This is a genomic window from Agrobacterium sp. a22-2, assembly GCF_012276985.1.
Lineage (GTDB): Bacteria > Pseudomonadota > Alphaproteobacteria > Rhizobiales > Rhizobiaceae > Allorhizobium.
The window spans coordinates 16818-42184 of record NZ_JAAXMM010000001.1 but is presented as its reverse complement, the minus strand read 5'-3'; the positions used below and the strand labels follow the sequence as shown (position 1 = coordinate 42184).

21 protein-coding genes are annotated in these 25367 nt (G+C 62.2%); 12 read left to right on the top strand and 9 right to left on the bottom strand.

Translation table 11 applies throughout. From position 1 onward, the window contains the following. The first annotated feature begins 33 nt into the window (after positions 1 to 33). From HFC70_RS00165 to HFC70_RS00135, 7 genes are all read left to right on the top strand, one after another. Positions 34 to 1044 carry a carbohydrate ABC transporter permease gene (locus HFC70_RS00165; RefSeq protein ID WP_168471179.1) on the top strand — a complete coding sequence of 337 codons (1011 nt, stop codon included), beginning with the start codon at positions 34 to 36 and terminating at the stop codon, positions 1042 to 1044. Between the two features lies 1 nt (position 1045). Continuing rightward, entirely contained in the window at positions 1046 to 2191 is a 1146-nt protein-coding gene (locus HFC70_RS00160) for a carbohydrate ABC transporter permease (protein WP_168471178.1), read from the top strand. A gap of 47 nt (positions 2192 to 2238) precedes the next feature. Next, on the top strand, positions 2239 to 3894 hold the full coding sequence (locus HFC70_RS00155; RefSeq protein ID WP_168471177.1) for an alpha-glucosidase family protein: 1656 nt from the start codon (positions 2239 to 2241) through the stop codon (positions 3892 to 3894). 18 nt (positions 3895 to 3912) lie between these two features. Continuing rightward, positions 3913 to 5004: an ABC transporter ATP-binding protein gene (locus tag HFC70_RS00150; RefSeq protein WP_168471176.1), complete on the top strand. Its 1092-nt coding sequence runs from the start codon at positions 3913 to 3915 to the stop codon at positions 5002 to 5004. A gap of 181 nt (positions 5005 to 5185) precedes the next feature. After that, a complete protein-coding gene (locus HFC70_RS00145) occupies positions 5186 to 5542 on the top strand; it encodes a hypothetical protein (protein WP_168471175.1) in 357 nt (118 codons plus the stop codon). A gap of 143 nt (positions 5543 to 5685) precedes the next feature. Next, the gene (locus HFC70_RS00140; protein WP_168471174.1) at positions 5686 to 6390 is read left to right on the top strand and encodes an SDR family oxidoreductase; all 705 of its coding nucleotides are present in this window, start codon (positions 5686 to 5688) and stop codon (positions 6388 to 6390) included. Positions 6391 to 6691: 301 nt separating this feature from the next. Beyond that, a complete protein-coding gene (locus HFC70_RS00135; RefSeq protein WP_168471173.1) occupies positions 6692 to 7927 on the top strand; it encodes a tlde1 domain-containing protein in 1236 nt (411 codons plus the stop codon). Between the two features lie 45 nt (positions 7928 to 7972). On the opposite strand, the gene HFC70_RS00130 is transcribed toward HFC70_RS00135, so the two are convergent. Then, a complete protein-coding gene (locus HFC70_RS00130) occupies positions 7973 to 8434 on the bottom strand; it encodes a MarR family winged helix-turn-helix transcriptional regulator (protein ID WP_168471172.1) in 462 nt (153 codons plus the stop codon). 309 nt (positions 8435 to 8743) lie between these two features. Here HFC70_RS00130 and HFC70_RS00125 point away from each other — a divergent pair, with 309 nt between their 5' ends. After that, the gene (locus tag HFC70_RS00125) at positions 8744 to 9580 is read left to right on the top strand and encodes an alpha/beta fold hydrolase (RefSeq protein ID WP_246735602.1); all 837 of its coding nucleotides are present in this window, start codon (positions 8744 to 8746) and stop codon (positions 9578 to 9580) included. Between the two features lie 116 nt (positions 9581 to 9696). Here the strand turns inward: HFC70_RS00125 and HFC70_RS00120 are convergent, their stop codons facing one another. The 6 genes from HFC70_RS00120 to HFC70_RS00095 form a co-directional block, all read right to left on the bottom strand. Then, positions 9697 to 11493, bottom strand: a complete 1797-nt coding sequence (locus tag HFC70_RS00120) for a methyl-accepting chemotaxis protein (protein WP_168471170.1) — start codon at positions 11491 to 11493, stop codon at positions 9697 to 9699. Between the two features lie 289 nt (positions 11494 to 11782). Beyond that, positions 11783 to 13600 (bottom strand): phosphogluconate dehydratase, encoded by a 1818-nt coding sequence (gene edd / locus HFC70_RS00115; RefSeq protein ID WP_168471169.1) that lies wholly within the window; start codon positions 13598 to 13600, stop codon positions 11783 to 11785. A 142-nt stretch (positions 13601 to 13742) separates the two neighbouring features. After that, positions 13743 to 14441, bottom strand: coding sequence for a 6-phosphogluconolactonase (pgl, locus tag HFC70_RS00110; protein WP_168471168.1), 699 nt, complete (start codon positions 14439 to 14441; stop codon positions 13743 to 13745). A 10-nt stretch (positions 14442 to 14451) separates the two neighbouring features. Further along, complete coding sequence (gene zwf / locus HFC70_RS00105) at positions 14452 to 15924, bottom strand: glucose-6-phosphate dehydrogenase (RefSeq protein WP_168471167.1); 1473 nt, start codon at positions 15922 to 15924, stop codon at positions 14452 to 14454. A 97-nt stretch (positions 15925 to 16021) separates the two neighbouring features. Continuing rightward, positions 16022 to 17308, bottom strand: a complete 1287-nt coding sequence (locus HFC70_RS00100; RefSeq protein WP_168471166.1) for an FAD-binding oxidoreductase — start codon at positions 17306 to 17308, stop codon at positions 16022 to 16024. 15 nt (positions 17309 to 17323) lie between these two features. Further along, on the bottom strand, positions 17324 to 18760 hold the full coding sequence (locus HFC70_RS00095; RefSeq protein ID WP_168471165.1) for a glutamine synthetase family protein: 1437 nt from the start codon (positions 18758 to 18760) through the stop codon (positions 17324 to 17326). Positions 18761 to 18889: 129 nt separating this feature from the next. Between HFC70_RS00095 and HFC70_RS00090 the strand changes: the two genes are divergently transcribed. From HFC70_RS00090 to HFC70_RS00080, 3 genes are all read left to right on the top strand, one after another. Then, a complete protein-coding gene (locus HFC70_RS00090; protein WP_168471164.1) occupies positions 18890 to 20071 on the top strand; it encodes an NAD(P)/FAD-dependent oxidoreductase in 1182 nt (393 codons plus the stop codon). Between the two features lie 209 nt (positions 20072 to 20280). Continuing rightward, the gene (locus tag HFC70_RS00085) at positions 20281 to 20421 is read left to right on the top strand and encodes a hypothetical protein (protein ID WP_168471163.1); all 141 of its coding nucleotides are present in this window, start codon (positions 20281 to 20283) and stop codon (positions 20419 to 20421) included. Between the two features lie 409 nt (positions 20422 to 20830). Beyond that, the gene (locus tag HFC70_RS00080; protein ID WP_168471162.1) at positions 20831 to 21697 is read left to right on the top strand and encodes a LysR family transcriptional regulator; all 867 of its coding nucleotides are present in this window, start codon (positions 20831 to 20833) and stop codon (positions 21695 to 21697) included. A gap of 228 nt (positions 21698 to 21925) precedes the next feature. On the opposite strand, the gene HFC70_RS00075 is transcribed toward HFC70_RS00080, so the two are convergent. Both HFC70_RS00075 and aceA read right to left on the bottom strand, forming a co-directional pair. Beyond that, positions 21926 to 22171, bottom strand: coding sequence for a hypothetical protein (locus HFC70_RS00075; protein WP_168471161.1), 246 nt, complete (start codon positions 22169 to 22171; stop codon positions 21926 to 21928). A gap of 229 nt (positions 22172 to 22400) precedes the next feature. Further along, the gene (gene aceA, locus HFC70_RS00070; RefSeq protein WP_168471160.1) at positions 22401 to 23690 is read right to left on the bottom strand and encodes an isocitrate lyase; all 1290 of its coding nucleotides are present in this window, start codon (positions 23688 to 23690) and stop codon (positions 22401 to 22403) included. Between the two features lie 228 nt (positions 23691 to 23918). Between aceA and HFC70_RS00065 the strand changes: the two genes are divergently transcribed. Beyond that, the gene (locus tag HFC70_RS00065; RefSeq protein ID WP_168471159.1) at positions 23919 to 25346 is read left to right on the top strand and encodes a short-chain fatty acyl-CoA regulator family protein; all 1428 of its coding nucleotides are present in this window, start codon (positions 23919 to 23921) and stop codon (positions 25344 to 25346) included. Positions 25347 to 25367 lie beyond the last annotated feature (21 nt).

Here is a 25367-nt window from a genome sequence, read left to right as displayed (position 1 = left end):
CGACGGACAAGAGAGCGAGGGGAGGGGGAGACTGTGGATCAGTTACTCTACGCACTGGTAACCATCGTACTCGGTGTTGCAGGCGCAATCGGCTATTTCTACGGGTCGAACCTGCTGCTCGACCGGATATTTCCATCCAATATCGATGACATGGCTCGCGCCTCGCGCAATATGCGCCGGGCCAACATGATAAGGCCCTGGCTGTTTTTAGGCCCGGCCTTCATTTCCCTGTCGGTCTATCTGGTCTATCCGCTGTTTTCGTCCATCGCCTATTCCTTCTACAACCGGTCCGGCACCAGCTTCGTTGGGCTCGCCAATTACCGCTGGATGCTGACCGACGACGAATTCCGCGAATCCATCTTCAACAACATGCTGTGGCTGATCGTCGTTCCGACCTTTTCCACGCTGTTCGGCCTGATCATCGCTGCCCTCACCGATCGCATCTGGTGGGGCAATATCGCCAAGTCGCTGATCTTCATGCCGATGGCGATCTCCTTCGTCGGCGCCTCGGTCATCTGGAAATTCGTCTACGACTACCGCGACACGGGCTCCGAGCAGATCGGCATTCTCAACGCTATTGTTGTCGCCTTTGGCGGCGAACCGCAGATCTGGATCGCCCTGCCGTTCTGGAACAATTTCTTCCTGATGGTCATTCTGATCTGGATCCAGACGGGCTTTGCCATGGTGCTGCTGTCGGCGGCCCTGCGCGGCATTCCGGAAGAAACCATCGAGGCGGCGGTCATCGACGGCGCCAATCCGTTCCAGATCTTCATGAAGATCAAGGTTCCGCAGATGTGGAGCACGATCGCCGTCGTCTGGACGACCATCACCATTCTGGTCCTCAAGGTGTTCGACATCGTTCTGGCCATGACCAACGGCCAGTGGAACACGCAGGTGCTGGCCAACCTGATGTTCGACTGGATGTTCCGCGGTGGCGGCGATTTCGGCCGCGGCGCGGCCATTGCCGTCGTCATCATGGTCATGGTCGTGCCGATCATGATCTGGAACATTCGCAATGCCCGCCGCGAAATGGAGGGACGCTGACATGCGCGCCGCCAAGAATTCTCCGCTCACCTGGGCCGTGCATCTTTCCGTGCTGCTGCTGGTGGCGCTCTGGACCCTGCCGACCGCCGGCCTGCTGATCTCGTCCCTGCGCGACAAGGACCAGATCGTCGCCTCAGGCTGGTGGACGGCCTTGACCACCTCCAGCCAGAACGGCATCTACCGTGCGCCGGCGCCCAGCGCCCAGGTGGAGCAGAACGGCACCTTCGTGATTTCCGGCAATGTCTTCGACGGCAAGGGCGGTACGGTAAGTGCCTTCGGTGTCAACATCAACCAGCCGACCGCCTATGAACCCGGCGCAACAGCCGAGCGCAACGACGGCAGCAAGCTCACGCTCGAGGAAAACGGCGACTTCCGCCTGGAATCGCCAAAAGCCTTTGAAGGCACGCGCGGCGACCGCATCTTCTTCACCTCTGTCGTTCCACCCCGCTTCACCTTCGACAATTACCGCACGGTGCTGACAGCCGAAGGCATCGGCCAGTCGTTCCTGAATTCGCTGACGGTGGCAGTTCCCTCGACCATCATCCCGATCCTGGTGGCAGCCTTTGCGGCTTACGCGCTTGCCTGGATGAAGTTCCCCGGCCGGGCGCTCATTCTGGCGGTGATCGTCGGCCTGCTGGTCGTGCCCCTGCAGATGTCGCTGATCCCGCTTCTGCGGATGTACAACGAGGTTGGCGTATTCTTCGGCGTGCCGTCCAAGACCTATCTCGGCATCTGGCTTGCCCATATGGGCTTCGGCTTGCCGCTGGCCATCTATCTGCTGCGCAACTACATCGCCGGCCTGCCGCGCGAGATCATGGAATCGGCGCGGGTCGATGGCGCCAGCGATTTTACCATCTTCGTCAAGATCGTCCTGCCGCTGTCCTATCCCGCTCTGGCGTCGTTTTCGATCTTCCAGTTCCTGTGGACCTGGAACGATCTGCTGGTCGCCATGGTGTTCTTAGGTGCCGGCGACAGCGAACTGGTGCTGACCGGTCGCCTCGTCAATCTTCTTGGCTCGCGCGGCGGCAATTGGGAAATCCTGACGGCCTCAGCCTTCATCACCATCATCGTGCCTCTGGCGGTTTTCTTCACCCTGCAACGCTACCTGGTGCGCGGCCTTTTGGCCGGATCCGTCAAGGGCGGCTAAGCGACACGAACACTCATGTTTTCGAACGGATACAATAAGGAATGACCATGACTGCAGTTTCGCAATCGGTACTGGCGCAGGACAAGGATTGGTGGCGCGGCGCGGTGATCTATCAGATCTATCCGCGCTCCTACCAGGATTCCAACGGCGACGGCATCGGCGACCTGAAGGGCATCACCGCCCGCCTGCCGCATATCGCCAAGCTCGGTGCCGACGCCATCTGGATCTCGCCCTTCTTCACCTCGCCTATGAAGGACTTTGGATACGACGTTTCGAACTACGTCGATGTCGATCCGATGTTCGGCTCGCTGTCGGATTTCGACGGCCTGATCGCCGAGGCCCATCGCCTCGGCATCAAGGTGATGATCGACCTGGTCATCTCCCACACCTCCGACCAGCACGCCTGGTTCATCGAGAGCCGGTCGAGCCGCATCAATCCCAAGTCGGACTGGTATGTCTGGTCCGATGCCAAGCCGGACGGCACCCCGCCCAATAACTGGCTGTCGATCTTCGGCGGCTCGGCCTGGCAGTGGGATCCGACCCGCATGCAGTATTACATGCACAATTTCCTGACCTCGCAACCGGACCTCAACCTGCACAATCCACAGGTTCAGGACGCCGTTCTTGATGCCGTGCGCTTCTGGCTGAAGCGCGGCGTCGACGGCTTCCGTCTCGACACCATCAATTTCTATTTCCACGACAAGGAATTGCGCGACAACCCGGCGCTGGCGCCGGAGCGCCGCAACGCCGCCACCGCGCCGGCCGTCAACCCTTACAATTTCCAGGAGCATATCTACGACAAGAACCGCCCGGAAAATCTTGAATTCCTGAAGCGCTTCCGCGCAGTGCTCGACGAGTTCCCGGCCATTGCCGCGGTCGGCGAGGTGGGCGACAGCCAGCGCGGACTGGAAATCGTCGGCGAATACACCTCCGGCGGCGACAAGATGCAGATGTGCTACGCCTTCGAATTCCTGGCGCCTGACGTATTGACCGCCGAACGCGTCGGCGAGGTACAGAAAGCCTTTGCCGCAGCTGCCGCGGAGGGCTGGGCCTGCTGGGCCTTTTCCAACCACGATGTCGTGCGCCATGTCAGCCGCTGGGGCGCCGACGTCGTCGATCGCATCGCCTATGCCAAGATGCTGGCCGCGATCCTGCTGACGCAACGCGGTTCGGTCTGCATCTATCAGGGCGAGGAACTGGGGCTCACCGAGGCCGATATCGCCTTTGAAGACCTGCAGGACCCCTACGGCATCCAGTTCTGGCCGGAATTCAAGGGCCGCGATGGCTGCCGCACGCCGATGGTCTGGGATGCCCAGGCCACGCAGGCGGGCTTCAGTTCCGCCGAAAAGACCTGGCTTCCCATTCCGGTCGAGCATGTCCTCAATGCCGTCAGCGTTCAGGAAGGCAATCCGGATTCAGTGCTGGAGCAGTACCGGCGCTTCCTGGCCTTCCGCAAGCAGCACGAAGCCTTTGCCAAGGGCGACATCGCTTTTCAGCCCGCAGACGGCTCGATCCTGGCCTATACGCGGTCGCTCGGCAACGAAACGCTGCTCTGCGTCTTCAATATGTCGGCGGTTGAAAGCGATGCCGTGATGCCGCAAGGTGACTGGCAGGAACTGTCCGGCCATGGCTTTGCAAGCAGTGTCGAAAATCAAAAAATCCGGCTTCCGGCCTGGGGCGCGTATTTCGCGCGTCACGGCTAAGGCACGAGGGGGGAGATCATGACAGGCCTCATCTTAAAAGACATCCGCAAGTCCTACGGCCAGGTGAAAATCCTGCACGGCATCAATCTTGAGATTGCCGAGGGCGAATTCATCGTTTTCGTCGGGCCGTCCGGCTGTGGCAAGTCGACCCTGCTCCGGATGATCGCCGGGCTGGAGGACATAACCAGCGGCGAGATGATCATCGATGGCCAGGTGGTCAATGATGTGCCGCCGTCCAAGCGCGGCATTGCCATGGTCTTCCAGTCCTATGCGCTCTATCCGCACATGACGGTCTACGACAACATGGCCTTCGGCATGCGCATTGCAGGCGAAAGCAAGGAGGAGATCGACCGCCGGGTTCGCTCGGCCGCCGGTATCCTGCAGCTGGAACCCTATCTGGATCGTCTGCCGAAGGCGCTGTCCGGCGGCCAGCGCCAGCGCGTCGCCATCGGCCGCGCCATCTGCCGCGATCCGAAGGTCTTCCTGTTCGACGAACCCCTGTCGAACCTCGATGCGGCCCTGCGGGTTGCCACCCGCATCGAGATCGCCAAGCTCAACGACACCATGCCCGACACCACGATGATCTACGTCACCCACGACCAGGTCGAGGCCATGACGCTGGCCGATCGCATCGTCGTTCTGTCGGCCGGCAAGATCGAGCAGGTCGGCCCGCCGCTGGAGCTCTACGATCACCCGGCCAATCTGTTCGTCGCCAAGTTCATCGGCTCGCCGGCCATGAATATCATGCCAGCCACGATCGAGACGGCCGGCGCTAGTACGGTGCTGAAGCTTCTCGATGGCAGCACTGTGTCGATCGATATTGCCACGCCTGCCGCAGACGCCGGCAAGAAGGCGAGCTTCGGTGTCCGTCCCGAGGATCTCAGCATCGCCACCGGCGATACCCATCTCTTCGAAGGCGTCGTTGCACTCGTCGAGGCACTCGGTGAAGTGACCATGCTCTACGTCGAAGGCCCGGTTGAAGAAGAGCCGATTGTCGTCAAGCTGCAGGGTACGGTGCCGGTCAGGAAGGGAGAAAAGCTGCGCTTTGCTTCCGATCCGGCCAAGCTGCATCTTTTCGATGCGCAGGGCCAGGCCTATGCCAAGATCTGACCGTTTTCGCTTAACCACCGGTTAGCGATAAACAGAGCCAGAGAGGAAGGACACCCCCACCGAAAAGGAACTGTTAAATCCCTCGTTTTAAGCTGTTTCCCATAAGAAAACGGGTGGGCGGACAATGGCAATGCGAGCGTCTTCAAGCGGTGGCAACTACTTGAAAAAAGAGGAATCCTTCATGTACGACCGCGAGGCGCGGTTCAAGATGGAGGACACGATGAATGCCGCCCGTATCGAGTATACGGAGAAGGGCGTCATGCATATGGCCGCACGCCGTTGCGACGTCATCCGGATCTCGATGAGCGGCGCTGTTCTCGGTCTGCTGACCCAGTATAACCTGCCGCAGCAGTTCTATCTGGACCTGCCGGATGCCCGCATCACCAAGGTCGGTTGCCTGCTGATGAAGGTCTATTCCAACAACACCGCCGAAGTGCGTTTCCTGCGCCTGCTGACGCAGAAGGAACTCGACAGGATCTTCGTCTTCTCGACCCATCCGGCCCATCGCGACCGGGTGCTGGACGTGCGCTCCTGGTAAGTGGATGCTGACCGATGCGGCAGGGCGGCGCCAGCGCCGGCCTTGCCTGCAAAGTCCTGAATAGTCGCCGAAATAGACCATTCCCCTCTGGACATTCCGCGCCGTAAGCGAAATCCTGCATGACCAATGTGCAGGAGGATGCGATGGCAGTGGAAAAAGTGGCGATCATCACCGCCGGCGGCAGCGGCATGGGTGCCGCCTCGGCAAGGCGGTTGGCCGCCGATGGCTTCAAGGTCGCGATTCTGTCGTCCTCAGGCAAGGGCGAGGCGCTGGCCGAAGAACTCGGCGGTCTGGGCGTCACGGGATCCAATCAATCCCCTGAAGATCTGCAGCGCCTGGTCGACAGCACGATGGAGCGCTGGGGTCGGGTCGATGTGCTGGTCAACAGCGCCGGCCACGGACCGCGCGCCCAGATCCTCGAAATCAGCGATGAGGATTGGCACAAGGGTATCGATGTCTATCTCCTGAACGTCATTCGCCCGACGCGGTTGGTGACGCCGATCATGCAGGCCCAGAAGTCGGGCGCGATCGTCAACATCTCGACGGCCTGGGCCTTTGAGCCGAGCGCCATGTTCCCGACCTCGGCTGTTGCCCGGGCCGGGCTTGCCGCCTTCACCAAGATTTTTGCCGATACCTACGCGGCCGACAATGTGCGGATGAACAACGTCCTGCCGGGTTGGATCGACAGTCTTCCCGCCACCGAGGAGCGGCGCGACGGCGTACCGATGAAGCGTTACGGCACCAGCGAGGAAATCGCCGCGACCGTCGCCTTTCTCGCCTCCGACGGCGCCGGCTATATTACCGGCCAGAACCTCAAGGTCGATGGCGGTCTGACCCGCTCCGTTTGAGGCGAAAGCTCTCTCGGCTCATCGCCTTGCGTCGATTTCGCACGACATCGTCCATAAGCGATGCCGCGTAAACGACTTGGTTACCAAGTCTCTTCATACTTGTCTCCAGTCGGCGAGCGCCGACGGGCACAAATGCGGCGTCGGGGGTCGCCGGACCTGTGCTCATGGTAAACGCGGCGCGTATGGCCGCCGGCTGGAAACGGCCGCTTTGGTAACGAGTAAGAGTATGGCGTTCTCGACCGAAACGATGCGTAGCCGTAACCCCGCAAAGGGATCGGTTCCCCCGAAAAGAAAGCCGGCCATGTCGAAGGCCGGCGTGGTCGGCGTCGGCATTGCCGCCGCCTTCTGGGTCACGGTTGCGATCACGACCATGCAGACCATGTCGATCTCCGCTCCGAAGACCCCGGCCGGTCGCTCCGACGCTCTGCTTGTGTCGTCACGGGTGGCGATCGTCGATCGTTCACTGTTGAGCCCTGCGGCCGAGAAGCGACAGGATATGACCGCTCTGGAAGAGGCCAAGGCGCGGCTTGCCCGCGCCGTGGCCCTGACCGACGATCCACTGCTTGCCGTCCTGCCGCGCTCCATGAGCCTCTCCGATGTCGACAAGTCCCAGCGTCTGGCACTGGCGTCCTCCGTGCCGAACGAACAGCGCATTGCCATCCTGCGCCAGGCGATGGCGCAGGCCGAAGCAGAGGTGACCCGCGAACTGGCGCTCGCGGCAAAGCCGGCGACCCCGGGCGTTGCAATGACCGATCCGCTGGTCACGGCCTCGATCCCTGCGAAGTCCGTACCGGCGCTTGAGGATGTGTCTTCTGTCTCTTCGGTGACGACGCTTGCCTATGCGGCACCCATGCCCGTCGACGAGATCGTGCCGCCTGCCGTGGATCCGCGTGAACAACCCTTTGACGAAGTGCTTTCCGAGTCCGACCACGATACCGAAGACGACCTGCTGGCCATCGGCCCGTTGCCGGCCGCCCGTCCGGAACCGCCGAAGACCGCCAAACCGCCGACCGAAAAAGTCGCTCCGCCCGCTGCCAAACAACTGGCCGTGGCGCGACCGGAAAAGTCTGTCGTCGAGGAGGACGACGGCTGGAAGCTGTTCAGCAACAAGCCCAAACTGCCCGGCAGGAACAGCCGGATCGCCGTGTACGACATCTCGGCCGGTGTGGTGCATATGCCGAACGGTGAGAGGCTGGAGGCCCATTCCGGCCGCGGCAGCATGCGCGACAATCCGCGCTTTGCCAATGTCAAGAATCGGGGTCCGACACCGCCGCATATCTACAATCTGCGCATGCGTGAAAGCCGCTTCCACGGCGTCGAGGCGATCCGCATGCTGCCCTATGACGGCCGCAACAAATACGGCCGCGACGGGTTCCTGACCCATACCTATCTGCTGCGCGTGCGTGGCGACAGCAGCGGCTGCGTGGTGTTCGAGGACTACAATCGTTTCCTTAACGCGTTCAAGCGCGGCGAAGTCCAGAAACTGATCGTCGTGCCGCGCATGGCCGAATTGCCGAAATACCTCGCGGCGCTATAAGGGCCGCCGCGGCCCGTCAAGTCAGCCAGGAACGGGCAGGCGGGTCTAATCCGCCCGCTTCAGGATGGCGTCACGGGTCGCGGTCATCTGTTCGATCAATTTGGTCAGGACCTCGGGCTCCAGGGCGGTCGCCTCGGCAATGCAGGCCGGAATGCCGCGTGCCTTTTCGCGCAGCGCCAATCCGTCAGCCGTTAGCCGCACCCGCACCATGCGTTCGTCGACGGGATCGCGGCTGCGGGTCAGATAGCCCATGCCCTCCAGCCGCTTGATGAGCGGCGTCAGCGTGCTCGATTCCAGAAAAAGTGCCCGTCCGAGATCCTTCACGGTCTGGTCGTCCCGCGACCACAGCGCCACCATCACAAGATATTGCGGATAGGTAAGGCCGATCGCGTCCAACAGCGGGCGATAGAGCTGGTTGAAGGCATGGCCCGCCGAATAGACCGCAAAACAGAGAAAGCTGTCGAGGCTCAGCGGTGGCAGGGTCTGCGATTTTTCGTGCGAGGTCATTCTGGCTTCATCGCTCTGTTAGAATTCCTCAATAATATAAATCGTGCGCAATTGAATCGCAAGCGCTTGACGGCCGTGACAAAACGAGTCATATAGATCGCACACGATTTAAACGTGCGCAATTAATATGGAGCCGGAGCGATTGTATCCGGCACAGAACTGAAGGAGACTGCCATGTCCGGGCAACCGAACCTCATCCTGACCCGCCGCGGTGCGCTCCTTGGCAGCGCGGCTCTGACCGCTTCCCTCGCTTTGCCGGCACTGTCGGCAGTCGCCACCACTCAAAACCCAGCAGATGGAGATGTTCCCATGACCGAGAGTTTCGTGAAGACCAAAGACGGCGTTGAGATTTTCTACAAGGATTGGGGTCCGAAGACCGCCCAGCCGATCGTCTTTCATCATGGTTGGCCGCTGTCCGGCGACGACTGGGACGCGCAGATGCTGTATTTCGTCGGCAAGGGTTATCGGGTAATCGCCCATGACCGCCGCGGCCATGGGCGTTCGACCCAGGTTTCCGACGGCCACGACATGGACCACTATTCCGCTGACGTTGCGGCCGTCACCGAGCATCTCGACCTGCATGATGCCATTCATGTCGGCCATTCCACCGGCGGTGGCGAAGCGGCAGCCTATGTCGCCCGCCACGGCAAGGGCCGCGTTGCCAAGCTGGTGATGGTCGGCGCTGTGCCGCCGATCATGCTCAAGACAGAAGCCAATCCGGGCGGCTTGCCGATCGAAGTGTTTGATGGTTTCCGCTCGGCGCTTGCCGCCAACCGCTCGCAGTTCTATCTCGATGTCGCCTCGGGTCCGTTCTACGGCTTCAACCGGCCGAACGCTCAGGTGTCACAGGGGGCGATCCAGAATTGGTGGCGCCAGGGCATGGCCGGCGGTGCAAAGGCCCATTACGACGGCATCAAGGCCTTTTCCGAAACCGACTTCACTGCCGACCTCCAGGCCATCGACGTTCCCACGCTGGTCATGCATGGCGACGACGATCAGATCGTGCCGATCGACGATTCGGCCCGTCTCGCCGTCAAGTTGCTGAAGAACGGCACCCTGAAGGTCTATGAAGGCTATCCGCACGGCATGCTGACCACCCATGCCGAAGTGCTGAACGCCGATCTGCTCGCCTTCTTCAAGGGCTGATCAGCCGACCCCACTATGGAAAAGGCGCGGAGTGCTCCGCGCCTTTTCTGTTTGGGTTTGGTTCTTCAGACCCGACCCGTGCCCGAAAATGGCGTCCCGGGCGCCGGAACTGCGTCTCAGAATTCCTGCCAGTCGTCCTGCTTCAGTGCCGTGTTGCCGACAGAGACCGGGGCCGACCGGGTGGGTCGGCGGTCAGCGGCAGGTGCCGAGGAGCGTGGTGCGGAGGACGGGGCAGGGCGAGACGTCTGCCGCGATGTGCCCTCGGCTTGGTAATGCGATCCGAGCGCGAAGCGGGAAATCAGCTGGCGCAGCCGTTCGGTTTCCTGGGCCAGCGTCGCGCTTGCGGCATTGGACTCTTCCACCATGGCGGCATTCTGCTGGGTGACCTGGTCCATCTGGTTGACGGCGGCATTGACCTCGGAGAGACCCGTCGCCTGTTCGCGGGCTGAGCTGGAGATGGCCTCCATGTGCTCGTTCACGGCGACGATATTCTGCTGGATGGTGCTCAGGGCTTCACCGGTCTCGCTGACCAGCTTGACGCCGTTGCGGACCTCGTCCGACGAATTGCGGATTAGTTCCTTGATTTCCTTGGCGGCCTGGGCGGAGCGCTGGGCCAGTTCGCGGACTTCCTGGGCAACGACGGCAAAACCCTTGCCCGCTTCACCGGCGCGTGCCGCCTCAACACCGGCATTGAGGGCAAGCAAGTTGGTCTGGAAGGCGATTTCGTCGATGACACCGATAATGTTGGAGATCTGGCTCGATGATGTTTCGATGCGGGCCATCGCGCTGACGGCGTCGGCCACCACCTTGCCCGAGCGGGCCGCGTTGTTGCTCGCTGTTTCTGCCGCGGTGCGGGCTTCCTCGGCGCGCTTCGAAGCATTCGAGACGTTCACGGTGATCTGGTCGAGGGCTGCCGCGGTTTCCTCCAGCGACGCTGCCTGCTGCTCTGTCCGCTTGGACAGGTCCTGCGCGCTGTGGCTGATTTCACGGGTGCCGCTGTCGATCTGTTCCGTCGATTTCGATACCGCGGCAAGCGTGCCTCCAAGCTGCGTCAGGGCATCGTTCATGCTGTCACGGAGGCTTTCGAAATCCGTGGCAAATGGCGTGTCCAGAGTGAAGGCGAGGTCGCCCGCCGCCAGCTTGGTCAGGGACTCGCCAATCGTTCTGACTGCATGAACCCGTTCGGTCACATCGGTGGCGAATTTCACCACCTTGGTGACCTGGCCCTTGTCATTCAGGATCGGGTTATAGGAAGCGTTGATGACGACCTTCTTGCCGTTCTTGCCGATACGCGTGAATTCGTCGGCTTGAAACTTGCCTGCGCGCAATTCCTTCCAGAACGTCTCATAGGCGGCGCTTTTCGCAAAATCCTTGTCAACGAACATGCTGTGATGCTTGCCCTTGATCTCCTCAAGGCGATAGCCAAGCGCATTGAGAAAATTCTCATTCGCGCTGACGATCTCGCCCTCGGTGGTGAACTCGATGATGGCCTGCACGCGGCTGATCGCCTCCAGCTGGCTCTGGAAATCGAGGTTCTGCAGCCGCGCCGCCGCATTGGCCCATTCGACGACGAAGCCGGTGGTCTTGTTGCCGTCACGAAGCGGCGTGACGATCAGGTCAAAAGCCCGGTGGCCGACCCAGATCGTCGCCTTGTGCTGCACCTTCAGCGCGGCAAGCATGTTGCGCTGGTGCGAAGGGTTCTTGTGAAAGATATCGATGTTGGCGCCGATCAGCGACTTGACGTCGAACCGCGGCAATTCCTTCTTAAGATCGCTTTCCGCTTCCTTCAGCAGGTCTTGAACGGCGGCGTTCATGTAGCGGATGTTGAGATTGGCGTCGGCGATCATGATATTGGCGGTAATAACTTCGAGCGAATCGAGTTTCGAGCGCGAGGCGTTGTTGAATCCGAACATCAGTTTGTCCTTGGGCCTGGAAGATTGATCGAGACTGTTTGCAATCGTTAGCTGCAGAAGACAAGAAAGCGTGTGGACCCGTCTGTCAGGGTCAACGTTTGATGCTGCCGAGCCGAACAATGGATCGTTAAACTACTTTATATTTCAGAAGTATAAGATGTGTTAACCGTATCTAATGTTCGCGCACGCAAAGAAAAGCGAGCGCTGGTGGTGGCGCTCACTTGATAGAAATCAACTTTAATGAGACGAAAGAAGTAGGGCGCGACCTCGTCCTATAGGAGTGCCATCCTTAGAACAGCACACTCGCGCCCTGGTCGGCCGGTCCGGCAATGCGACGCAGCGGCGCGAAGAGCTCGCGGCCCATGCCGAATTCATTGTCGGAGAGATCGGCGGTTGCAGGCTCCCGTGCGGCGAACTCCGCCGCGTCGACCAGAACTTCCAGCGTGCCGTTGACCGCATCGAGGCGAATCATGTCGCCTTCGCGGATGCGGGCGATCGCGCCGCCGTCGACGGCTTCCGGCGTGACGTGGATGGCGGCCGGCACCTTGCCCGAGGCGCCCGACATGCGACCGTCGGTCAGAAGCGCCACCTTGAAGCCACGGTCCTGCAGCACGCCGAGCGGCGGCGTCAGTCGGTGCAGTTCCGGCATGCCATTGGCCTTCGGTCCCTGGAAGCGCACCACGGCGACGAAATCACGGTTGAGCTGGCCATCCTTGAAGGCGTCCTGCAGCGACTGCTGGTCATGAAAGATCATCGCCGGTGCCTCGATCACGTGGCGCTCGGGCTTGACGGCGGAGATCTTGATGACCGCCTTGCCGAGATTGCCGGTCAGCATTTTCAAACCGCCATTCGGCTGGAACGGCGCCTCGATGCGTGACAGCACCTTCGGATCGGCGCTCTCCTCCGGCGACGGTTCGCGGATGACGTTGCCGTCTTCGCCCAGCCGCGCATCGATCGTATAGGCGGCCAGTCCCTGGCCGAACACGGTGCGCACGTCGTCATGCACGAAGCCGGCGTTCAGCAACTGCTTGATCAGGAAGCCCATGCCGCCGGCGGCGTGGAAATGGTTCACGTCGGCCAGGCCGTTCGGATAGACGCGGGCCAGCAGCGGCACCACGTCGGACAGGTCGGAAATATCCTGCCAGGTCAGCAGAATGCCGGCCGCCCGCGCCATGGCGATCAGATGCAGGGTGTGGTTGGTCGAGCCGCCTGTCGCATGCAGGCCGACCACGCCATTGACGACCGAACGCTCATCGATCATCTCTCCGGCCGGGGTGAATTCGTTGCCCTGCGCGGTGATCGCCAGCGCCCGCTTGGCGGCTTCCTTTGTCAGCGCATCGCGCAGCGGCGTGCCGGGATTGATGAAGGAGGCGCCAGGCATGTGGAAGCCCATGATCTCCATCAGCATCTGGTTGGAATTGGCCGTTCCATAGAAGGTACAGGTGCCGGGACCATGATAGGATTTGGATTCCGCCTCCAGCAGTTCCGCCCGTCCGACCTTGCCCTCGGCATAGAGCTGGCGGATGCGCGACTTCTCGTCGTTCGGCAGGCCCGTCGTCATCGGCCCGGCCGGCACGAAGATCGCCGGCAGATGGCCGAAGGTCAGCGCCGCAATCACCAGACCCGGCACGATCTTGTCGCAGACCCCGAGATAGACGGCAGCGTCGAACATGTTGTGGGACAGGCCGATGCCGGCCGCCATGGCGATCACGTCGCGCGAAAACAGCGACAGCTCCATGCCCGGCTGCCCTTGCGTCACGCCGTCACACATCGCCGGCACACCGCCGGCCACCTGGGCGATGCCGCCGGCCTCATGGGCCGCGGCGCGGATCAGCGCCGGATAGGTCTCGAAGGGCTGATGGGCCGACAGCATGTCGTTATAGGCGGTGATGATGCCGAGATTGCCCACGACATCGCCGGCCAGCGCTGCCTTGTCGGAGGGGGAACAGACGGCAAAGCCATGGGCGAGATTGCCGCAGGACAGGGTCGAGCGATGCACGCCCTTGGTGATCTGCCGGCGTACGCGGTCGAGATAGACCTCGCGATGCGGCTTGGAACGCTCGACGATACGCTTGGTAATGGCTTCGATGCGGCTGTCGGCGGTCATGGGGTCCATCCTGTCTGTTTGCGAGCAGGCGCGGCGACGGAGGGGAAAGGGCCTCGCGGCGCGGCCTGTTCAGGCCAAGGTCGAGTTCGGCATGCGGCGATCGGCCGTCGCATGTGCCAGGGCATGTGGTCTCAATGGGCGCTCAGGCCGCCCAGTATATCGCAAGCGGCGTGTCGGCGCGATTGAGCACGGCGCGGATCGGCATCTCTGCCTCGTCCGTGCCGCTTTGGGCCTTTTCCAGCACGGCCTTCTTTTCCGCCCCTTCGATATGCAGCACCAGCAGGCGGGCATCGTGGAGGCTGGAGAAGGAGAAGGTCAGCCGTGGTTCGCCGGCCCCTTGCGCTTCCATGGTCATGACGCGGCGCGGAAGCTTGAGATCGAGCGCATCCGCCAGATGATTGCCGCCGGGAAAGAACGATGCCGTATGGCCATCGCCGCCCATGCCGAGAATGACGATATCGAAGGGCGCGCTGATGCCGGCGGCAGCCTTGGTCGCCCGTTCAGCCGCCTCTTCTGCCGACGAACAGTCATGGTAGAGTGGCAGGAACTGCGCCTTGGCGGCGGCATTCTTCAGGAGATGCCGTGCCACCAGTCCGTGGTTGGAACGGTCATTGTCCTCAGGCACGAAGCGCTCGTCCACCAGCGTCACCGTGACCTTGTCCCAGTCGAGCGGCCTTGCCGAGAGCGCCTCGAAAAAGGTCTTCGGCGTCGAGCCGCCGGAAACCGCGATCGAGGCGGCTCCGCGTGCCGCGATGGCGGCGGACAAGGCGTCCACCACCGTATCGGCCAGCGCATCGGCGAGCGCTTTGCCATTGTCAAAGCTGTTGAGATGGGTCGCCATGCGCCGGCCCTCAGTCGATTTCGTGCCAGGTACGGCCGTCGCGCTCGATCAGCGCGATCGCCTGGCTCGGACCCCAGGTGCCGGATGTATAGCCCTGCGCCTTCTGTCCGACCTCTTCCCAGCTCTTCAGGATCGGATCGACCCACATCCACGCCGCTTCCACTTCGTCGCGGCGCATGAACAGCGTCTGGTTGGAACGGATAACGTCCATCAGCAGGCGCTCATAGGCATCCGGGTTGCGCACGTCGAAAGCCTGCGCAAAGCTCATGTCAAGCGAAACGTGGCGCAGGCGCATGCCGCCCGGACCTGGATCCTTGATCATCAGCCATTGCTTGACGCCTTCGTCCGGCTGCAGGCGGATCACCAACTGGTTGGCCTCGATCCTGCCTGCCGCGTCGTCGAAGATCGAATGGGGGATCGGCTTGAAGGAGATGACGATTTCCGACATGCGGCTGGCAAGGCGCTTGCCCGTGCGCAGGTAGAAGGGCACGCCGGCCCAACGCCAATTGTTGATCTCGGCCTTGATGGCAACGAATGTCTCGGTATCGGAGGCAGCCTCCAGCTCTTCGGTATAGCCCTTCACCGGCCCGCCGGCAGAGGCGCCCGCCCGGTACTGGCCGCGCACGGTCTGCTTCTCGACATTGGCCGCGGTGATCGGCTTCAGGGAGCGCAGAACCTTCAGCTTTTCGTCGCGCAGTGCCTCGGAATTCATCGAGGACGGCGCTTCCATCGCCACCAGGCAGAGCAGCTGCAGGATATGGTTCTGCACCATGTCGCGCAGCGCACCGGCCTTGTCGTAATAGCCGACGCGGCCTTCAAGGCCGACGGATTCGGCCACCGTGATCTGTACATGGTCGATATGCGCCGAATTCCACAGCGGCTCGTACAGCGCATTGGCAAACCGCAGCGCCATCAGGTTCTGCACGGTTTCCTTGCCGAGATAGTGGTCGATGCGGAAGATCTGCTCTTCCTTGAACACCTTGCCGATCGTGTCGTTGAGCGCCTGGGCGGAGGCGAGATCGCGGCCGATCGGCTTTTCGACGACGATGCGGGTCGATTTGGTGATCAGCTTGTGGTCGCGGATCTTTTCCGCGATATCGCCGAAGATCGATGGCGATACGGCCAGATAGAAGGCGCGTACCACGTCCTTGCCAGTGTCCAGCAGCGTTTTCAGCTTGTCCCAGCCGTCGGGCGACTTGGCATCGACCGGCACATAGAACACCCGCGCGCAGAACTTGGCGACTTCGGTGTCGTCATATTCCCCCTGCTTCAGGTGTTCCTTCAGGGCGTCCTGGGTATATTTGCGATATTCCTCGTGCGTCATGGCGGTGCGCGATGCACCGATGATCCGTGTCGGTTCGGTCAGCTGGCCGGCCAGCTGGCGATGATAGAGGGCGGGCAGGAGCTTGCGCTCCGCAAGGTCGCCGGTGGCTCCGAACACGACATAGTCAAAGGGTTCGACGGGGATGATCTGGCTGCTCATACGGGCTTCTCTCAATCAGAAACGTTGCGCGGAAGAATAATCTAATCGATTTAAAAAGGCCAGCACCTTGCAGCGCAAAAAGTCCTTTGCCGCAAAATCAGAACCTGTCCCGGAGCGCATACCAGGTCAACGCCAGGAACAGCAGCGGCGTGCGAAGCCTTGCGCCGCCGGGAAAGGGCGGGACTTTCAGGTCTTTCAGCAGGTCGAGGTCCGGGGCCTTTCCAAGGATCGAATCGGCGTAAAGCTTGCCACAGTAGTTTGACAGCATGACGCCATGGCCGGAATAGCCGCCGATCGAGGTGACGCCCGGCATGACATCGCGGGCGAACGGCTTGCGCGGCAGGGTGATGCCCACCGATCCGCCCCAGGCATGGGTCATGTCGATCGAATGCAGGGTCGGGAAGACTTCGGCGATCTGCCGGCGGATATGGCTCGATATGTCGATCGGGTTGTCGGCGGTATAGGCCTCGCGCCCGCCGAACAGCAGCCGCCCGTCGCGGCTCTTGCGGAAATAGCGCACCACGAAGCGCGAATCGGCGACGGCTTCCGATCCGGGAATGATGTCCGGGAATTTGTCGAGCGGCACGGTGGCGCCGATGAAGGAGCGGATCGGCATGACATGCGCCGCGGTCACCGGCTCCAGGTTGCCGATATAGGCATTGGTGGCGATCAGAACGCGGTCCGCGGTGATCGTGCCGGTCGGCGTGTCGATCATCGTCTTGCCGCCCGCCTGGCGGATGGAAAGGGCCTTGGTCATCTCGCGGATATCGGCGCCGGCTGCCTTTGCCGCGCGGGCAAGCCCCACCACCAGTTTCAGCGGATGGATATGGCCCGTGCCGGTGTCGCGGACGCCGCAATGATAGCGGCTCGTTCCGAGCCTTTCCGCGGTTTCCTTGCCGTCCATGAAGGTCACATGCGGGTAACCGTAGCGGCTGGCCAAGATCTCGGCGCTGGCCCGGTAGTCCTTGTCCTGTCCCGGCTTGTGGCTGACATTCATCTGGCCGGGCATATAGTCCATATCGATGGCCTGCGCCGCGGCGAAGTCGTGCACGTAGCGCTTGGCCCGTTCGGCCATGTCGAACAGCGCCTTAGAGCGTTCATAGCCAAGCTCGGCTTCAAGCTCGTCCGGCCAGGCGCGCTGGCCGGTGCCGAACTGGCCGCCATTGCGCCCCGACGCGCCGTCGCCAATGCGGTGCCCCTCGATCAGCAGGACCGAGACGCCGGAGACGGCCAGATTGTAGGCCGCCTGCAACCCGGTGAAGCCGCCGCCGACGATCGCCACATCGACGCTTCGTGAACCGTCGAGCGGCGGATACTCCGGCCTGTCGTCAACAGTGGCCTGATACCAGGAGAGACCCGGTGCGATGGGGCTTTGCCAAGCCATGGGATACTCCTTACCTCAGACGTTCAGCAGAAGGAATTCGCGTTCCCACGGGCTGATCACCTGCATGAATGTCTCGAATTCGCCGCGCTTGACACCGGCATAGAGGCCGATGAACTCCTGGCTCAGCACCTCCGCCAGTGCCGGCTCCGCCTCCATCAGCGAGACGGCTTCGAGCAGGCCGCGCGGCAGGTCGACCGAGCCTTCGTTGGCGGTACCTTCGGAGGCTGCCGTCGGTTCGATCCCCCTGATGATGCCGAGATAGCCGCAGGCCAGCGACGCGGCCAAGGCCAGATAGGGATTGCAATCCGAGCCGGGCAGGCGGTTTTCGACGCGCCGTGCGGCGGCATCGGAGACCGGCACGCGGAAAGCCGTCGTGCGGTTGTCGTAGCCCCACGCATTGTTGACCGGCGCCGACATGTCGGGCGTCAGACGGCGGTAGGAATTCACGTAGGGCGCCATCATCACCAGGGCGCTTGGCACGTATTTCTGCATGCCGCCGATGAAGGAGAAGAACTCCTTCGACGCCGAGCCGTCAGGATTGGAAAAGATGTTCTTGCCGGTCTCCAGGTCGATCACCGACTGGTGGATATGCATGGCCGAGCCCGGCTGCGCCTGCATCGGCTTCGCCATGAAGGTCGCATAGATGCCGTGTTTCAGGGCGGCCTCGCGGATCGTCCGCTTGAACAGGAAGACCTGGTCGGCAAGCTCGATCGGATTGCCATGGCGCAGGTTGATTTCCAGCTGCGCCGGACCTTCCTCGTGGATCAGCGTATCGATTTCCAGACCCTGCTTTTCCGAGAAATGATAGATGTCGTCGATCAGTTCGTCGAACTCGTTGATGCCGGCAATCGAATAGCCCTGGCCGCCAAGGATCGAGCGGCCCGAACGGCCCTTTGGCGGATGCAGCGGATAGTCCGGGTCCTCGTTGACGGCGACCAGGTAGAATTCGATCTCTGGTGCCACCACCGGCTTCCAGCCCTTGGCCTCGTAGAGTTTCAGGACATTCTTCAGCACGTTGCGCGGCGTATAGGGCACGTCGTCGCCATCCGTGGTGATGATGTCGCAGATCACCTGCGCGGTCGGGTCGGTTTCCCAGGGCACCACCGACAGCGTCGACAGGTCGGGCATCAGCTTGATGTCGCTGTCACGCGAATCGTAGCGGAACTGGCCGCTTTCTTCCGGATATTCGCCGGAAATCGTGTGGCGGTAGAGCGCCGAGGGCAGGGCGAGCGACGTATTGCTGGTGAATTTCGAGGTCGGCATCATCTTGCCGCGCGGCACGCCGGCCAGATCCGGCGTGATGCACTCGATATCCTCGATGCCGCGGGCCCGCAGCCAGGCGGCCGCTTCCTTCCAGGACTGGACGCCACGGGTGGAATTGATGTCCGGGGGAATGCTTGCCTTCTTGGATGCCGCGCCTTTGGGTCTGAGCATTGATTTCTTAGGAGGCATGTCTCACCGGTTCTGGTTGTTGTCTTGTTCCATCATATCGGCTGTTTGGGAATTGGCGAGGGGGAAACCGTCATTGACTTTGCCGCACCGATCGAAAAGACAGGATTTCAACTGCCTTGGGAGCCGCATGTGGCGCGAAACTACGATGTTGTTATAATCGGTGCGGGAGCCGCCGGCATGATGGCGGCCATTGCCGCCGGTCGCCGCGGCCGCTCGGTCATCGTGCTCGATCACGCTAAGTCGCCCGGCGAAAAGATCCGCATTTCCGGCGGCGGCCGCTGCAACTTCACCAATATCCATACGAGCCCGAAGAACTTCCTCTCCGCCAATCCGCATTTCGCCAAGTCGGCGCTCGCTCGCTTCACGCCCGCCGATTTCATCGCAATGGTCGACCGCCACGGCATCGCCTGGCATGAAAAGACGCTCGGGCAATTGTTCTGCGACGACAGCGCCAAGGACATCATCCGCATGCTGCTTCAGGAGATGCGGTCGGCCGATGTGACCCTGTCGCTGGGACGCGAGATATCCACGGTGTCAAGGGTCGGCGATGCCTTTCGCATTGAGACGCCGGAAGGGCCGGTCGAGGCCGGCGCCCTGATCGTGGCGACCGGCGGCAAGTCGATCCCCAAAATGGGCGCCACGGGTTTTGCCTACAGGCTCGCCGAACAATTCGGCCTCACCGTGCTGGAAACCCGGCCGGGCCTGGTGCCGCTGACGCTCGATCCTGGTCTGCTCGAAAACCTGGCGCCGCTGGCCGGTATCGCCACCCAAGCCGAAATTCGCCATGGCAAGACAGGCTTTCGCGAGGCGCTGCTCTTCACCCATCGCGGCCTTAGCGGCCCGGCCGTGCTGCAGATTTCCAGCTATTGGCGCGAAGGCGACGAGATCCTGGTGTCGCTGGAGCCGGATATCGATTTTCTGGCCGTCCTGAAGGCGGCCCGCCGGGAAAACGGCAAGCAGGCGCCGCAGACCGTGCTGTCCCTGCATCTGCCGAAACGTCTGGCCCAGCATGTGGTTGAGCGTAGCGGCTCGACCGGCCCGCTGGCCGATCACTCCGATAAGGCGCTGCAGACCCTGGTGGACGCCTTGCGCTGCTGGGCGATCAAGCCGGCCGGCTCGGAAGGCTATCGCACCGCCGAAGTCACGCTGGGCGGCGTCGATACGACTGGGCTGGACTCCAAGACCATGCAGGCCAAATCGGTGCCGGGGCTTTATTTCATCGGCGAATGCGTCGACGTGACCGGCTGGCTCGGCGGTTACAATTTCCAATGGGCCTGGGCCTCCGGCCATGCCGCCGGATCGGCAGTCTGAGAGGCGCTAAGGCCTTATAATCGCAAGCGACAGACCTATATCAGGGGAGACGGCCCAATTGCCGCCTTTTTCTTTCAATACTTCTTAACAGACTTCATTCATCCTGATCGAATGCCGGAAAGACCTGTCCTGATCATGGACGGGTGCATGGCAGCAGAGCCATCGGTATGGAATTGAATTCTGAACGGCAACATTGGGAATTTCAGCTCATGAACAGACCAAATCGCCAAGCGCGTGCTATCGCCATCGCGAAGGCCAATGAAGACCAGTCCAAGATCATGCTTTTAACCGCAGCACTCGGTCTGGGTGCCTGTACCCTCATCGCAGCGCTTGCAATCCTGATCGGCTGATCGCAGGAACTAGCCGGCAATAGCGCTCGACGGCCTACCATGGCCGCAGCACGGGTCCTGTGCCGACCCATGCCGCTTGTGTCTGGGCGGCTGCCGCTTGGCGGCGGTTGATGACGGAACGGCGGCTTTCTCACTCTCGACGGCTGCATGCCGGCTTGCCGCATATCCTTGCCGAAGCGCCGCCCATTGCCTGATGAGCCTCTGCCAGAACGGCTCTCGAAAACGCGCGTAAAACGCCTCTTCGCGCTCGACGGCTGACTGGCCACGCCCCCTTTGTTCCGCCGCTGACAACGCTTCTATCATTCCCCATAATTCCAGCATGACGCATCTCCTTGTTCGGACATGCCCTATGATTTATGCGTCAAATATCGCTTTATAAACACTGCATTCCGCGCTACATCGTTCATCTATGAAAAACCCATCCTGGGATGCCTATCAGATCTTCCTGGTCGTGGCCCGTTCCGGCGGCCTGACCGGCGCGGCCGAGGGGACCGGCCTCAGCCCGGCCACGATCGGCCGGCGCATGGTCGATCTGGAACGCCAGATGGGCCGCGCCCTGTTCGTGCGTAGCCAGCAGGGCTACGGCCTGACCGGCGACGGGCGGCAATTGCTGGAACAGTTGCTGGATATGGAAACTGCCAGCCGCAAGGTGGAGACCTGGCGGGATGGAGCGGCCGCGCCGGCTTTGGTGCGCATTGCCGCCGGCACCTGGAACGGCCTGCGGCTGGCGGAGAATTTTGCAGCTCTCTGCACGGCCCGCGATGCCTTTCGCGTCGATCTGTTCATCGCCGAACAAAGGGCGGCGCTGGCCCATCGCGAGCACGATATCGGCATCCGCGCCTTCGAGCCGGAGGAGATCAACCTTGCTTCCATTCCAGCCGGTGATGTGGCTTACGCGGCCTATCAGGCCCGCAATGCCGGGGATGTCGGACCTGGTCGCTGGCTGGCGGTGGGCCGTGAAGATGCCATTTCCGCCTATCTGCGCTGGCCGCACGACAACCGGGCGGAAAACATCGTCGCCACCGTCAACCGGCCGCGCTCGCTGCGCGACCTGGCGGTGGCCGGCGCCGGCATCGCGGTGCTGCCCTGCTTCATCGGCGATTTGGAACCACGGCTGGAGCGTGTCGGCGCGGAGATCGACGAATTGCGCCATCGCCAGTGGATCGTCATGAACAACGACGACCGCCACCGCCGCGAAATCCGCACCGTCGCCGACCGCATGACACGGCTGCTGCGCGGCCATGCGGACCTGATTGCCGGCAAAGGGGGCCTCTGAGTCCAGGGGCCTAAACTTGGCTGGGCCAAGGGCGCTTCTTGTCGGCGCGGCATGTCATTCCATCAAAAATCCCGCGCAAAGGTCCGCTGCCGCTTCCCCCTCGAAGCGCTGCGGTCCATTGCGCGGGACAGAACCCGGCGTCGGGCAGCCGGGTGTTTGTGCCGGGTGTGTTCAAAAGCCGTCCGCCCGCGACACGTCGAAGGCGGACGGCTTCTGGAGCCGAATGGTTCAGGCGGCGTTCTGGCCCTGGGTGACGATGACCGGGATCAGCAGGTCGCCCCAGTTGCCCTGGCCACCATGGTGGCGGGCCGAGCGCACGAGTTCGACCGAGACGCCCGCATCGACCGCCTTCATGACCGACTGGTTGAGGCGGTGCAGGTCATTGGCCAGCATGCGGATCATCGCCTGCTGATCGGTATTCATGGCCGAGGATTGCTCTTCTGCGCGTTCTTTGACTCGGGTCTGCGGTGTCATGGTATTTCTCCTCTCGTTATCCGGGGTTTTTGAAATGCTGTCCGATTTGCCCCTCAACCGCCTGCCGGCACCTTCTCCCCGCGAGCGGGGAGAAGGACGGTTGCCGCAAGCCTCCCATACGGGAGCCTGCTGCCGGCTTAGCGTCTTGGGGCACGTCCCCTCTCCCCGCTTGCGGGGAGAGGTCTAGGGTGAGGGGCAGGTCCCGGATGGTGCCGGGCCTTGTCTCCGATTACTCCGCCGCCGGGCGGAACTGTTCGTGTTCGGTCGATTCGCCCATGGCAGTCGTCGAGGACTGGCCGCCGGTGATGGCCATCGACACGGCGTCGAAATAGCCGGTGCCGACTTCGCGCTGGTGCTTGGTCGCCGTGTAGCCGTTGACCTCGGCGGCGAATTCCGCCTCCTGCAGCTCCGAATAGGCAGCCATCTGGCGGTCCTTGTAGCCGCGAGCCAGTTCGAACATGCCGAAGTTCAGCTGGTGGAAACCGGCCAGCGTGATGAACTGGAACTTGTAGCCCATCGCCCCCAGCTCGCGCTGGAACTTGGCGATCGTTGCATCGTCGAGGTTCTTCTTCCAGTTGAACGACGGCGAGCAATTGTAGGCGAGCTTCTTGCCCGGATGGACCTTGTGCACGGCCTCGGCAAACTTGCGGGCCTGCTCGAGATCCGGCTTGCCGGTCTCCATCCAGATCATGTCGCAATGCGGCGCATAGGCGATGGCCCGGGCAATGCAGGGCTCGATGCCATTCTTGACCTGGTAGAAGCCTTCCGTGGTGCGGCCGGCATCATAGTCGACGAAGGGCTGGTCGCGCTCGTCGATGTCGGAGGTCAGGAGCTTGGCGGCTTCCGCATCGGTGCGGGCGACGATCAGCGTCGGCGTGCCCATGACGTCGGCGGCGAGCCGTGCGGCGTTGAGGTTGCGGATATGGGCCGCCGTCGGGATCAGCACCTTGCCGCCGAGATGGCCGCACTTCTTCTCCGATGCCAGCTGGTCCTCGAAGTGAACGCCGGCAGCGCCCGCCTCGATGAAGGCCTTCATGATCTCAAAGGCGTTCAGCGGTCCGCCGAAGCCGGCTTCGGCATCGGCGACGATCGGTGCGAACCAGGTGTCGACCGACAGGCCCTTGCCTTCAGCAGTCTCGATCTGGTCGGCGCGCTGCAGCGTCTTGTTGATGCGCTTGGCGAGTTCAGGCGCTGCATTGGCCGGATAGAGCGATTGGTCGGGATACATCGACGAGGCGGTATTGGCATCGGCGGCGACCTGCCAGCCGGAGAGGTAGATGGCCTTCAGGCCGGCGCGGACCATCTGCATGGCCTGGTTGCCGGAGAGTGCGCCGAGCGCATTGACGAAATCTTCTTCCTGGATCAGCTTCCACAGGCGGTTGGCGCCCATTTCGGCCAGCGAATACTTGATCTCGACGCTACCGCGCAGGCGCTGCACATCCGCTGCCGTATAGGGGCGCTCGATGCCGTCGAAACGACCCTTGGCTGCACCCGGAACGAGATTGTAAAAATCGGTCATAGCTAACTCCCTCTTGCTTCGGCGCCCGGAAAAGGGGACCGCGTCTTGCGGTCGTTTCTCCGTTGTTGATGTGACGATATTTACAGTGCGTTGCGAAAAAACGCCAGAAAAAACAGAATATTCAGCCTTTGAAAGAGGTTATCCTGTCTTGTGCTTTACAGCGGAGCGCTGTAAAATTGTAAAGAATGTAAATTCTGAATGCCGGACAGTTTTGTAAAAGGGTGTCACATGGCCGAGAACAAGATCTTCGCTGGCCCGCGCGTGCGGCGCATCCGCAATGGCCTGGGGCTGACCCAGACTGCCATGGCCGAGGCGCTGGATATCTCGCCGTCCTACCTCAACCTGATCGAGCGCAACCAGCGGCCGCTGACGGTGCAGCTGCTGTTGAAGCTTTCGGCCGTCTACAAGGTCGATCTCGACGAATTGCAGGGCGAGGCGGGCGGCAGTGCCGGGCAGTTGCGCGAGGTCTTTGCCGATCCGCTTCTCGCGGGCGAGGTGCCGGGCGACCAGGAGCTGTTCGAGGTGGCAGAGGCCGCCCCCAATGCCGCGAACGGCATCATCAAGCTGTACAGGGCCTATCGCGAACAGGCCGCCCGGCTCTCCGATCTTGCCGAATTGCTGGCCCGCGAGGGCCATGAGACCTCGCTGTCGGGAACGCGCCTGCCGATCGACGAGGTGCGCGAGAAGCTGGAGCGCCGGCCGAATTTTTATGCGCGGATCGAGGATGCGGCGGAAGCCTTTCACGCCGGCTTGGGACTGTCTGCCGGCGACGACCTGGCGGTGGCGCTGAAATCCTGGCTGCGCAGCCAGCACGGCATTGTCGTACGCACCCTGCCGATCCATGCCATGCCCAATCTGCGGCGGCGCTACGACCGCCATTCGATGCGCCTTTTCCTGTCCGAGCGGCTAACGCAGTTCGACCAGTTGCGGGAAGTGGCCATGGAAGCGAGCCTTCTGGGTCTTGCCGACGAGATCCTCGCCGAGCTGGAGGCGCTTGGCTTTTCCACCGGCGAGGCCAAGCGCCTCGGCCGTTTCGAGCTGGCGCGTTATGCCGCCCATGCGCTGATGATGCCCTATGGCGCCTATCTCGCCGCCGCCCAGCGCGCCCGCTACGACATCGACATCCTGCGTTCGCGCTTCAACGTTTCCTATGAACAGGCCGCCAACCGGCTGACCATGCTGCAGCGACCGGGCGCCCAAGGCATTGCCTTCTTCATGCTGGAGATCGACCATGCCGGCAACCGCTTCCGCAAGGCGGGCGCGCAAGGGTTTCCGCAGGCGAAATTCGGCGGCGGCTGTCCCAAGCTCAATGTTCACGCCGCCTTTTCCCAGGCCGGCCAGGTGCTGGTCGACAGCGTCGAGATGCCGGATGGAGCCGGTTTTCTTACGGTGTCGCGCACGCTGGACGGGCCGCAGGCCGGCTTTAACGAGCGGGTGCGGCGCACGGCTCTGCTGATCGGCTGCGATATCGGATTTCGCGATGAGGTCGTCTATGGCCAGGCGGTGACGGCAGCCGGCCTGCCGCCGGTCGGCATCGGCACGATCTGTCGGCTGTGCGAGCGGCAGGGCTGCCTGGCGCGTGCCGAGCCCCCAGTGACGCGTCCATTGGGTCTCGACGAAATGGTCACGGGGCTTTCGGCCTTTGATTTCCAGTGAGGGTCCGGCCTCCTGCCGACC